This is a genomic window from Rhizobium sp. SJZ105, from assembly GCF_007828365.1.
GTDB lineage: Bacteria > Pseudomonadota > Alphaproteobacteria > Rhizobiales > Rhizobiaceae > Agrobacterium > Agrobacterium tumefaciens.
In genome coordinates this window covers 1,275,241-1,287,265 of sequence record NZ_VIUP01000001.1, presented here as the reverse complement: position 1 = coordinate 1,287,265, position 12,025 = coordinate 1,275,241, and the positions used below count along the sequence as shown (strand labels likewise).

The following is a 12,025-nucleotide window of genomic DNA, read 5'->3' as shown; positions in this document are numbered from 1 at the left end:
GGCTTTTATGGCGATCACCACTCCTGAAAACCGGCAAAGTCCCTGGCGATGGCTGGTCGTCGCGGTTCCCTATTTCTGGCTGATGCTGTTTTTCGCAGCGCCCTTTTTTATCATTTTCAAAATATCGCTTTCGGATACGGCGATATCCATGCCGCCCTATACGCCAGTCTTCGAAGGGTTTTCGAAGCTTGGCGCGTTCTTCTCGCAGCTGGATTTCGAAAACTACCTGTTTCTGACGGAAGACCCGCTTTACATCGACGCCTATCTCTCGTCGCTGCGCATCGCATTCATCTCCACCTTCCTGCTGTTGCTGATCGGTTATCCCATGGCTCTTGCCATGGCGCGTTCGCCGTCATCCATCCGCCCAACGCTGGTGATGCTGGTCATCCTGCCGTTCTGGACCTCGTTCCTGATCCGCGTTTACGCCTGGATCGGTATTCTGAAGCCCGAAGGTCTGCTGACGGTGCTGTTCCAATGGCTCGGTTTTCTGGGGCCGGACCAGCAGGTCAATATCTTCCGCACCGAGACGGCGATCTTCATCGGAATCGTCTATTCCTATCTGCCGTTCATGGTGCTGCCGCTTTATTCGGCGCTGGAAAAATTCGACAATACGCTTCTGGAAGCGGCGGCCGATCTGGGTTGCCCGCCCTGGAAAGCCTTCTGGAAGATTACCTTCCCGCTGTCGCTTCCGGGCGTGGTGGCCGGGTCGATGATCTGTTTCATCCCGATAACCGGCGAATTCGTCATTCCCGATCTGCTTGGCGGTGCGCAGACGCTGATGATCGGCAAGACGCTCTGGACGGAATTCTTCGGCAACCGCGACTGGCCCCTGGCATCCGCCGTTGCGGTGCTGCTTCTACTGTTGCTGGTGGTGCCCATCGCCATCTTCCAGAACCAGCAGAAGAAAGTCGGGTGAGGCCATGAAACGCGGAAAATTCGACATCACCGTCCTGACCCTCGGTTTTGCCTTTCTCTATATCCCGATCATCATCCTGATCGTTTATTCCTTCAATGCCTCGAAGCTGGTCACCGTCTGGGGCGGATTTTCGCTGCAATGGTACAAGTCCATGTGGTCGAACCAGGGGCTGATGGATGCAGCCTGGGTGACGCTTCGTGTCGGTATTTTGAGCGCCACCATCGGCACCATCCTCGGAACGCTGGCGGCGCTGTCTCTGACGCGCTTTGCGCGCTTTCCGGGACGCGTGCTGTTTTCGGGCATGATCTATGCGCCGCTCGTCATGCCGGAGGTTATTACCGGTCTGTCGCTGCTTTTGCTGTTCGTGGCCGTTGGGGTGGATCGCGGCTTCTGGACGGTGGTCATCGCCCACACCACCTTCACCATGTGTTATGTGGCAATCGTCGTGCAGTCGCGTCTGTTGACCTTTGATCGCAGCCTCGAGGAAGCAGCGCTCGATCTCGGTTGCCCGCCGGTCAAGACCTTCTTCAAAATTACCCTGCCGCTGATCTTCCCGGCCGTCATCGCCGGCTGGATGTTGGCGTTTACGCTGTCGCTCGATGATCTCGTGATCGCAAGTTTCGCCACTGGTCCAGGTGCGACGACGCTGCCGATCAAGATTTATTCGCAGGTTCGTCTTGGCGTCACACCTGAGATCAACGCCATCTGCACGATCCTTATCGGGCTTGTCACAATCGGCGTGATTGTCGCTTCCATCGCCTCCAAACGCACGGAACTCCAGCGGATGAAGGACGAACACGCAGCCGCGCGCAACTGATCGAATATTCCTCTCCGATTTCTACGCGTTACTGTTGAGGCGTCGATAAAATTAGAAACCTGTAATTTAGTTTTTGACTTTTACGGTCTCAAAATAGGAATTATCGTCGGTAATTGATCGATTTTGGTTTTAACCGCTTGTTAATAGGAGTTGGCGGAAAGTAAATCCCAACGCAGGGCTGTCAAACTTTAGATAGCCGGGATTGATAATTTCCATATGGCGAGGTTGTCCCCCTTTCTCTCGTTAAAAAAGCACAACTAGTACAGGCGGCCGAGAGGCCGCCTTTCTTTTTGCCGCCATGCGCGTTGCCTTCAGCGGTTTTCCGGATGATCCATCGATTTCGACACGAGAAGCACGGGGATAAGCCCGGCAATAATGATGATGATCGCCGGCACGGCGGCATCCTGCACCCTTGAGCGGGACGCGTCTTCATAGACCAGCGTGGCGAGTGTGTTGAAGCCGAAGGGCCGCAGCAGGATCGTCGCCGGCAGCTCCTTCATGGATTCGATCAGTACCAGAAGAAAGGCTGTCAGCGCCGCAGGCCGCATATTCGGCAGCAGCACCTTGAACAGTGTCTGCAACCGGTTGCGCCCAAGCGTTCGCGAGGCCATGTCGATATGCGGCGAGAGCTTCTGGAACCCGGCATCAAGCGTTCCCTCCGCCATGGTCATGAAGCGTACCGAATGGGCGTAGATGATGGCAAAGGCAGTGCCTGACAGCAGCAGGCCGCTCGAAAATCCGAAATGGGAGCGGACAAACCCGTCGACGTGATTGTCGAGACCGGCCAGGGGAATGAGCACGCCGATGGCGAGCACCGTTCCCGGCACGCCATATCCCATGGAGCCAAGTCGCGCGGCCACCTTTGACGTGCGCGAGCGCTCGGTGCGGATGGCATAGGAAAATACGAAAGCCGCAATCAGGGTGACGAAGGCGGCGGAAAGCGAGACCTCGAGACTGTGGCCGAGTGCTTTCAGCAGCTTCGGCGCAAACAGCGCATCCAGCCTTTTTGCGGCGTAACCGCCAAGAACGATGACGGGAATGAGGAAACCACTCGCCACGGGAACGATGCAGAAGAGGCTTGCAGACCAGCGCCGCCAGCCGCGAAGGCTTTTCAACCGGTGGCGTTGCGCTATGGTCGTGGCTTTTGGAGCGGCAAAGCGCTGTTTTTCGCGGGCATTGCGTTCGATGAAGATCAACGCACCAACGATGAGCAGAATGACGGCGGCGATCTGTGTGGCATTGGCAAGATTGCCGCGATTGAGCCAGGTCTCGTAAATCGTGAAAGTCAGCGTCTGGACACCGAGATATTCGACAGCGCCAATATCGTTCAGCGTTTCCATCAGGACCAGCGAAAGACCGATGGCGATCGCCGGCCGCGCCATCGGCAATTGAACGGAAAAGAATACGCCAAGCGGTTTCGCACCAAGCGTGCGCGCAGCTTCGGCCGCAAACCGTCCCTGCATGGAAAAGGCGGCGCGGGCCGAGAGATAGACATAAGGGTAAAGCACCGAACTCAGAACCACCACGGCGCCGCCAAGCGAGCGTACGTCCGGAAACCAGTAGTCGCGGATGCTGTGATAGCCGAAGACGGCGCGAAGGGCGCTTTGTACCGGGCCGGTGAAATCCAGGAACTCGCCGAAAGCATAGGCTGCCAGATACGAGGGAATGGCGAGCGGCAGGACAAGTGCCGCCGACAATACCCGCCGCAAAGGGAATTCGAATGTGGTGACGAGCCAGGCGCAGACAATGCCGAACAATGCCGTCGTTGCGGCCGTCATCGCCAGCAGCAGGAAGGTTCGAAACCCGGCGCGCGGCAGAACATTGGCTAGAAGGTGTTGCCATCCTTCCGTGCTGCCGGTCAGCGCCAGCCAGAAGACCGCCAGAACAGGCATGGCGGCGATGGCTGCGACGATGACCGCCGTGATGGGCAACAATGAAACGCGTCTTGTTGCCGGAATGGAAACCGTCATGGAAATGCCAGCCTGCTGTCCTGCGAAAGCCTCAACCGGCTGTCCGTTTAGCCGGCGGTTCCCGCATTGCTACGCCCGCATGGCCTCAGTTGGCAAGAACCCGCTGCGACGGAAAGGTAATTTCCACCAGCGTTCCCTCGTTCGGTGTCGAGGTGATGGAGAAGTTCGCACGGTTGGCGTCCACCATCGCCTTGGTCAAGGGAAGGCCGAGCCCGGTGCCATCGCCGCGCACGCGCTTGCCCGATGACGCCACCTGCCGGAACGGCTTCATGGCCTGTTCCAGCTCAGCCCGGGTCATGCCAATGCCCGTATCGCGGATACGCAGCGCGACGCTGCCATTGGCTTCATAGGCGGTGGAAACCACGATCTGGCCGCCTGATGGCGTGAAGCGGATGGCGTTCGACAGGATGTTGAGCACGATCTGCTTGATCGAGCGCAGGTCGGCAACGATCTGTGGAACGGATTGCGAAAGCGCCGTGCGGATGATGACACGCTGATTGTTGGCCTGCGGTTGCACCAGCGAGACCGCCTCGGCCACCGTCTCGTTCAGCGGAACCGCGATGAAATCGACATCCATCTGCCCGGCTTCGATCTTGGAGATGTCGAGGAGGTCGTTGACGATATCGAGCACATGCCGGCCCGAACGTCCGATATCATTGGAATATTCCACATAACGCGGATGACCGATCGGCCCGAAACGCTCGGTCGCCATCATGTCCGCGAAGCCGATGATGGCGTTGAGAGGCGTGCGGATTTCGTGGCTGACACGCGCAAGAAAATCGGTCTTGTGTGCATTGGCGGTTTCCGCCACGCGCTTGGCGTTGCGTAACTCTTCTTCCGTGCGCTTCCACTGGGTGATGTCACGGATGACCACGCAATAGCCGTGCGAGGATTTGAGCCGCCCGATCGTCATGAACAGCGGCAGAAAACCGCCGGATGCCTCGCGGCCGATCACCTCGCGGCCATCGTTCAGCACGCTGGCGACACCGTTATTGGCAAGGCCGGAGAGATAGTCCAGCACCGCGCGCTGGCTCTCATGCGCAAACAGGGTAACGAAGGGCTTTCCTGCGATTTCGCCATTGTCGTAGTTGAATAGCGCACTGGCGGAGCGATTGAGCGAACGGATTTCGCCGTCGTCTCCCAAAAGCACCACGCCATCCGTTGCCGTTTCAAGAATGGAATGCAGTTCTTCGACTTCGCCCTGCAATACGGAAACGCTGCCTGCGTCGGCATTCGCCGTTTCGTCCGCTGACGTATTCTCGTTGGCTGCCGTAACCGGTGCCTGCTTTTCTTCCAGCGGAACCAGCGACAGCATCAGCGCCTTGGTGTCTTCCCAGCGGATGGATTGCAGCCTTGCCTTGACCGGAATGATGTCATTTTCGGCGCTGACGACGACCATGCCGCCTTCGTTATCAGGCATATCCTCAAGCTCCTGCCGTTGCAGCAGGGCTTCCAGTCCGCCGACCTCGTCCAATTCATCAAGAGAGCCGTAGCCCGTCAGCCGCAGGAAATCCGGATTGGCATGGATCAGCCTGTCACCGGCATGCACCAGCAGTGCCACGGGCATCTGGTCCAGCGTTTCGGCGCTCAGCGCATCGGCGGGTCGCAGCGGTGGGCTAACCATCGCAGCGGCGATATCGGCCGCCGGTACCACCTCGGTGAAGGCGACTGTCTTTTCTTCGATCTGGATTTCATCGGCAGGCTTGTTCGTGGCCGCAGGGCGTTCGCCGCGAACATAGTCCGCGAAGAGATCGTCTTCCTCAGCCGGTTCTGCGACATTAACGTCTTCTTCCAGCACGGGCGGCAGGTCCACCTGCGTTACCGCGTCGATATCGTCTTGGATATGCTGTGCAGCCGGATCGGTAGAAGGAGCGTCTTCTTCCGCCTTCGGGCCTTCGTCTGAAACGGCATCTACGGGTGCCAGCGTCCGGCCGATTTCGCGGAAGGCGGCCTGCTCGCCTGCGGTCAGGCCCTCGCGGGAGCGCCAGCGGCGCTCTTCCAGATGGACGACTTTGTCGGAGTAGGTTGGCGCCGGCTCTGGTTCCGGGGTCGGTACGATTTCCAAGGCCGGCACTTCGAATTCCGGCGGGCTGTAATCGTGGGGCCGCTCTTCGTCCGAAATCTCGGCTGGCGCATCTTCAGCGGCCGGGGTTTCCTCATCGAGCTCATCGAGAAAAGCCAGCAATCCCTCGTCTTCATCCTCGGCAGCCGGCTGCGGCAAAACCTCGGTTTGAAGGATGTCTTCGCCGTGCAGGAAGGTGAGGCCGGTGGCGTGCGGATCCTCTGCGGCATCGGCCAGCCGCACGATGCCGAAACCACGGAAACCGTCAAATTCGCGCGAGCGCGTATAGGTGGGAAGGGCGGCGAGATCGATCGGCACCATCAGAGAAGTGCCTTCAACCGGCCAATAGATCGTCTTGCCAGACCAGGTATCACGGCGGCCGAGAAGCTCGCGAATCTTGCCTTCCGGATCGAGATTGAACAGTGCCGCCACATCGGCAAAACTCATGCCTTCGACAGCTGCCGCCTTCGCGCCCACAGCCTCCGCAAATTCGTGCGAGATCGAGCTGAAGCGGCCCTCGGCATCGATTTTCCAGACGAAACGGGATGCACGCGCACCGGCGTTGAAGACAAAAGGCTGGGGTTCGTCGGTCGGTTCCACGGCCGCCGGGAGATCCTCTTCAACGGGTGCAGCGTCCTGCGCCGCTATTGTTTCAGCGACCTCATCTTCCGCCTCTGCGCGCTCCACGTCCGGGGCCTGTTCGGTATGGTCTTCGCTGGAAGCCTGACCAGCTGCCGGAACCTCTGCCTCATCCGCATCCAGTTCGAAGAGATCGGCAATATCGTCCGTCATCGCATTCGCAGCCGTATCGGCATCCTCCAGCGGGACATCCGCCGGAGCATCCGTTTCTTCTTTTGCTGCAAGCAATGGCAGGACGGTTTCCTCATCCTGTTCCACAGTCACTTCGTCTTCGACGTCGGAAGGCAGTTCCTGCACGTCCTCCACATCTTCTATCCCGGCGACGGCGTCGAGCACGGAATCGAACGAGGCAGCCGTTGCGGCAACAGGCGCGGTCTCGGCAACCGGCAAAGCCGGTTGGGCGGCGGCCGGGGTTTCCTGCGGCTTGTCTTCGGCAAATCCGTTAACGGGATCGAGTGTCCCGAGCGCGGTTTCGACCACGAACAACAGATTGAGTTCTGGCGATGTCGTGATCTGGCCGGCGGCGGCGGGCATGTAACCCTTGCCGGTCGGCACGGGCCGTTTGACGAGGTGGCCAGCCTGACCTGCGGCCATCCTAACCAGCGTCCTTGCCGTATGCGGCGTGATGCCGAGCGACGCAAACTTGGCCGAAGCGGCAACGACCTCGTTATCGCCATTGATGACAGCGATATGGATATCGGGATCGTCAAAGCCTTCAATCATGCGCCTTGCGCATTCCGCCGTGTCGGGTGCGGCCTGATCGGTGAGGGCGGAAAACAGAATAGCAGGCTGGCCCGGTTCGGCCTCGATGATTTCCACCTTGGCGGTAACGGCAAGGCTGCGGAAGCCCGCATTGATACGAATGGTAAACGGCAGGCTGTCGCCCGTCTTCGAAAGACGCGCCGCCGTCGCGGCCAGCTGCCGGAAGGTCACGTCCTGCCGTTTGGGTCCCTGTTCCAGAAAATCATAGACCATCGGCGTGCCGAACAGCGCTGCACCGCGCCCATTGGCCCAGAGCGCACTCTGAAGATCGAGCGAGAACAAAGCCATCGCCTCGCCGCGCCCGAAACCTTCGCGCACCCGTTCATGCACTGCGATATCGATAAAGGGATACTGGACGGCGGGCATGTCGAAACCTATTCTGGCACTACCGGACCTTGCGAGGCTTTCGGCTTCCTCATGAAGCTGAAACGTAAACCCGCTGAGGCACCACGTTAACAGAATTTTAAATAACTTCACAGGGCGGCGCGGTCCACCGCCGCCTGAATGAATCGCCAAATAGAGTTAACATGAACAGGCCCGGCGAGACCCGTTCTGGCCCCGTTCCAGATTGCAAGCGGTATACCCGCCTATCGACTGTTGCCAGCTCTCGCGCCATGAAAACCGCTTGCCTTTCCAAGCCTTTTTTCGCAAAATTCGCTGAGGGACTTGCAAATAGCGAAAACACCTTTTATGTCACCCCCCGTGGCGCCGGTTCGGCGTTTGATGTGCGGTTGTAGCTCAGTTGGTTAGAGCGCAGGTTTGTGGCACCTGAGGTCGGAGGTTCGAGACCCCCCAACCGTACCATCTCCAATTTCCTAAAATTCCTGAAAATCATTGCAGCGATTTCAAACCCGATTTGGGTTATCGCAAACGCATGTCTTTGCTGCGCGTCGACTGTGCGGTTTCCTCCCTTCCAAAAACCATTTGGCTAAAATCTCTTGCGCTGGTATTGTCCGCCCAACGAAACCTTATGAAAGCCAGCAGCATAGCGTCTACGCTTGTGCGCGGCGAAATGGACAAGACAGTGATCGACCCCGGAAACGGCCCAAAGCCGTCGGAACAAGGGGCGTCGGTGGCAAACAAAGGGAAAGCGAAGCGATCCCGTCGTGGCAAGAAAAACAGGCGTGACGGTAAACCCCGTGACGTTGCTGTGCTGTCGCATGATGTTGCCGCGGATGTTCCGGCCGGTTCCCCCTATGTATCGGCTCTCGAGCCGGATGCCGAACCGCGCAAAAGAAAGCGGCGTCGGCGTTCCCGTGGCAAAGGCACCTCCCATCAGACGCCGCCTGCTGCCAGTGAACAGCCAGAGGCTGTCATCGCAACGGATGCCACCATTCCATCCTCCGTGCCGCCTGCCGGTGGTCGCAAGTCGCGTAACCGCAAGCGGGCTCACCGTGATCCGCGCAGCCGCGATCCGCAGGGTCGCCCGCTGGTTCCCTCCCATGCGCCCCGACATGTCGGCAAGCAGAACGGTCGCGCCAATGGGACGGCTCAGGAACCGCACCGGCAACAATCCGAAATGTCCGCCCGTCACGGCGCCCGCCATCAAGAGCATGGCTCCGAATTCGCAACGGACATGTATGCGGCGCTCGATCTCGGAACCAATAATTGCCGACTGCTGATCGCGCAGCCGACACGGCCCGGCCAGTTCCGGGTCGTCGATGCCTTTTCGCGCATCGTCCGGCTGGGCGAGGGGCTGGTATCGACCGGCCGTCTTTCAGACGATGCCATGGATCGCGCGGTGGAGGCTCTCAAGGTCTGCTCCTCGAAACTTGCTGGACGCCCGATCAGGCGTATGCGCCTCATCGCCACCGAAGCTTGCCGGGCAGCAACCAATGGCGAGGAGTTTCTGGAGCGGGTTACCCGGGAAACCGGACTCAAGCTTGAGATCATCAGCCGCGAGACGGAAGCGCGTCTCGCCGTTTCGGGTTGCGCCTCCCTGGTCGGGCGTGAAGCCCGTTCGGTGGTGCTGTTCGATATAGGCGGCGGATCGTCGGAAATCGCGGTCATCAAGGTCGGCGAAAACCGTTCCAACCGGCTCGCCAACCACATCACCCACTGGACATCGTTGCCGGTCGGCGTTGTTACCCTCTCGGAACGCCATGGCGGCCGCGATGTGACGCCGGATGTGTTTGCCGCCATGGTGCGGGAAGTCGAAGGGCTGCTGGATGCCTTCCAGTGCCCGCCTCTGGCGCCGCTTGCGCATCACGAGGATTTTCACCTGATCGGAACCTCGGGTACGGTGACGACGCTTGCGGGCGTTCACCTCGACCTGCCGCGCTACGATCGCCGCAAGGTGGATGGCCTCTGGCTTTCAGATACCGAGGTGACGGCGATGCAGGACAAGCTTCTGGCATGGGATTTTGCCGGCCGCGCCGCCAATGCCTGCATCGGTCCTGACAGGGCCGATCTGGTTCTGGCCGGCTGCGCCATCCTCGAGGCCATTCGCCGTCGCTGGCCGGCGCGGCGCATGCGTGTGGCCGATCGCGGGCTGCGCGAAGGCCTGTTGACGGATATGATGGCGGATGACGGCGCATGGCGGCGTAACCGGATAAGGCGCATGCAGATGGCACGGCAGGACAGAACGGAAGGTTTGACATGAGCAAGGCGCCCACAAGCACCAATCGCACCGGCCGAAAGATCGGTCAGAAGGTCAAGAAGACCAAGCTCAAGGCCTCATCGCGCCGCTGGCTGGAACGTCATATCAACGACCCCTATGTGCAGCGCGCAAAGCTTGAAGGCTATCGCGCCCGCGCCGCCTTCAAGCTTCTGGAAATCAACGACAAGCACCAAATCCTGAAGGGCGCCACCCGCATCATCGACCTTGGTGCGGCACCCGGAAGCTGGTCGCAGATCGCTTCTAAGGTTACCGATTCCACGGAGGATGATATCCGCGTCGCCGCTATCGATTTTCTCGAAATCGATCCCATCCCCGGCGTGAAGATCCTGCAGCTCGACTTCCTCGATCCGACCGCACCGGACCAGTTGATGCAGGCCGTTGGCGGCACGCCGGATCTGGTACTGTCCGACATGGCCGCACCAACCACGGGCCACCAGAAGACGGACCACATCCGCACCATGCATCTGTGCGAAGTCGCGGCCGATTTCGCGGTTCAGGTGCTGGCGGAAGGCGGCCATTTCCTCGCCAAGACCTTCCAGGGCGGCACGGAAAAGGCCTTGCTCGACATGCTGAAGAAGAACTTCAAGCAGGTCCTGCATATCAAGCCGGCGTCCTCGCGCTCGGAATCGGTCGAAATGTTCCTGCTCGCCAAGCATTTCAAGGGCCGGACAGCCGCAACGCAGTCCGTTATGCACGTGGATGAGGCGGACGAAGACTAATCACTCTGCCGGTTGCGAGACCTTGCCGCGGTGGCCGGAAACGGCCGCGCCCGCTTGCGCGTCCATGCGGATGATCGGCACAATTGCAAACAGCGAAACCAGCGCCACGATGGTGAAGGCAACGTGGAAATCGGCGAGCTGCAGATGCGAGCCAGATAACATGCTGCTGACTTCCAGGATGGCGGCTGCGAAAGCCACGCCGAGCGCAAGGCTGATCTGTTGCAGCACGGATGCCATCGAAGTTGCCTGACTTGCCTGGCTGTCGTCTATATCGGAATAGCTGAGCGCGTTGGATCCGGTAAAGAAGAAGGAACGGGCAAAGCCCGCCGTGACCAGGCAGATCATGATAAGTGGGTAAGGCGTTTCCGGCGTGAAGAAGCTGTTGGCGAGCGTCGTGAAGGCGCCGACGATGCCGGCTCCGATCAGCGTTGATCTGAACCCCGTTGCGGCAAAGACCCGCTTGGCCATGAATTTCGTGGTGATCGCGCCGATTGCCCCGGCAAAGGTGATCATGCCTGACTGAAACGGGTTGAGCCCGAAACCGATCTGCAACATCAACGGCATCAGGAAGGGAATGGCGCCCGTGGAAATGCGGAAGGCGGTGCCGCCAACGGTGGCCGCCCGGAATGTCGGGTTGCGGAAAATGCGGAAATCCAGAATGGGGGCAGGGTGGTTTGCCGCGTGGCGCACATAAAGAAAGCCGCAGATGAAACCGATGACCGTCGAGGCGATGCCGATGGCGGGCGGCAGTGCAGGAAGGCTGACGACCGACACGCCGAAAACCACGCCCGATGCTGCAAGACCGGATAACACGAAACCCTTGCCGTCCATCGGTGGCGGATTGGTGGTCTCGATTTCCGGCAGGAAGATCGTCGACAGCCAGATGCCGATAACGCCGATGGGCACGTTGATGAGGAAAATCCAGTGCCATGAAAAATAGGTGGTGATGAAGCCGCCGATCGGCGGGCCGGTCAGAGGCCCGACAAGCGCCGGTATCGTCAAAAGCGCCATGGCGGAAACCAGTTCGCTGCGTTGCGTCGTCCGCAGGAGGACGAGGCGGCCGACGGGCGTCATCATCGCCCCGCCCATGCCTTGCAGGAAGCGCGAAACGACGAATTCGAATACCGATGACGAGACCGCGCAGCAGATCGAACCGACGACGAAGACGCCGATGGCGAAACGGAAGATTTTCTTGGCGCCGTATTTGTCGGCCATCCAGCCGCTGATCGGAATGAAAATCGCCAGCGACACCATATAGGCCGTCAGTGCGAGCTTGAGCGTGATCGGACCCACATGAAGATCGGCCGCAATGGCCGGAAGCGACGTTGCGATGACGGTGGAGTCCATCTGCTCCATGAAGAGAGCGACTGCCAGGATCAGGGGAATGATGCGGTTCATGAGGCTGCCTGCGGCTCTCCGCTGCGACAATGGTATCGCAGTTCCTCCTACGCCTGATGGGCCGACTTGCCAACACGTTAATTATCAATTTCTGAAGTTCCGATCAAACCTGCGTGAGGCCG

At 59.6% G+C, this 12,025-nt stretch carries 7 protein-coding genes and 1 tRNA gene; 5 read left to right on the top strand and 3 right to left on the bottom strand.

Going from position 1 to position 12,025, the window contains the following annotated elements; genetic code table 11:
- Positions 1 to 7 precede the first annotated feature (7 nt).
- A complete protein-coding gene (locus FB593_RS06445; RefSeq protein ID WP_003515156.1) occupies positions 8 to 916 on the top strand; it encodes an ABC transporter permease subunit in 909 nt (302 codons plus the stop codon).
- A 4-nt stretch (positions 917 to 920) separates the two neighbouring features.
- Positions 921 to 1,733: an ABC transporter permease gene (locus tag FB593_RS06440; protein ID WP_003515157.1), complete on the top strand. Its 813-nt coding sequence runs from the start codon at positions 921 to 923 to the stop codon at positions 1,731 to 1,733.
- Between the two features lie 311 nt (positions 1,734 to 2,044).
- Here FB593_RS06440 and FB593_RS06435 read toward each other — a convergent pair whose 3' ends face one another.
- Positions 2,045 to 3,703 (bottom strand): ABC transporter permease, encoded by a 1,659-nt coding sequence (locus FB593_RS06435; RefSeq protein ID WP_013635506.1) that lies wholly within the window; start codon positions 3,701 to 3,703, stop codon positions 2,045 to 2,047.
- A gap of 85 nt (positions 3,704 to 3,788) precedes the next feature.
- Complete coding sequence (locus FB593_RS06430) at positions 3,789 to 7,532, bottom strand: PAS domain-containing sensor histidine kinase (protein WP_112391441.1); 3,744 nt, start codon at positions 7,530 to 7,532, stop codon at positions 3,789 to 3,791.
- A gap of 361 nt (positions 7,533 to 7,893) precedes the next feature.
- Here FB593_RS06430 and FB593_RS06425 point away from each other — a divergent pair.
- From FB593_RS06425 to FB593_RS06415, 3 genes are all read left to right on the top strand, one after another.
- Positions 7,894 to 7,970 (top strand) — tRNA-His (locus FB593_RS06425).
- Between the two features lie 166 nt (positions 7,971 to 8,136).
- On the top strand, positions 8,137 to 9,768 hold the full coding sequence (locus tag FB593_RS06420) for a Ppx/GppA phosphatase family protein (protein ID WP_162701140.1): 1,632 nt from the start codon (positions 8,137 to 8,139) through the stop codon (positions 9,766 to 9,768).
- Positions 9,765 to 10,505 carry an RlmE family RNA methyltransferase gene (locus FB593_RS06415; protein ID WP_112752194.1) on the top strand — a complete coding sequence of 247 codons (741 nt, stop codon included), beginning with the start codon at positions 9,765 to 9,767 and terminating at the stop codon, positions 10,503 to 10,505. Before FB593_RS06420 ends, FB593_RS06415 begins: the two co-directional genes overlap by 4 nt.
- Here the strand turns inward: FB593_RS06415 and FB593_RS06410 are convergent, their stop codons facing one another.
- Positions 10,506 to 11,903 (bottom strand): MDR family MFS transporter, encoded by a 1,398-nt coding sequence (locus FB593_RS06410; RefSeq protein ID WP_003515163.1) that lies wholly within the window; start codon positions 11,901 to 11,903, stop codon positions 10,506 to 10,508.
- Between the last annotated feature and the right edge of the window lie 122 nt (positions 11,904 to 12,025).

What these genes read in the sequence shown, in the direction of transcription:
- FB593_RS06445 (WP_003515156.1), top strand. Translation starts at nt 8, where the DNA reads ATGGCGATCACCACTCCTGAAAACCGGCAAAGTCCCTGGCGATGGCTG.
- FB593_RS06440 (WP_003515157.1), top strand. Translation starts at nt 921, where the DNA reads ATGAAACGCGGAAAATTCGACATCACCGTCCTGACCCTCGGTTTTGCC.
- FB593_RS06435 (WP_013635506.1), bottom strand. Translation starts at nt 3,703, where the DNA reads ATGACGGTTTCCATTCCGGCAACAAGACGCGTTTCATTGTTGCCCATC.
- FB593_RS06430 (WP_112391441.1), bottom strand. Translation starts at nt 7,532, where the DNA reads ATGCCCGCCGTCCAGTATCCCTTTATCGATATCGCAGTGCATGAACGG.
- FB593_RS06420 (WP_162701140.1), top strand. Translation starts at nt 8,137, where the DNA reads ATGAAAGCCAGCAGCATAGCGTCTACGCTTGTGCGCGGCGAAATGGAC.
- FB593_RS06415 (WP_112752194.1), top strand. Translation starts at nt 9,765, where the DNA reads ATGAGCAAGGCGCCCACAAGCACCAATCGCACCGGCCGAAAGATCGGT.
- FB593_RS06410 (WP_003515163.1), bottom strand. Translation starts at nt 11,903, where the DNA reads ATGAACCGCATCATTCCCCTGATCCTGGCAGTCGCTCTCTTCATGGAG.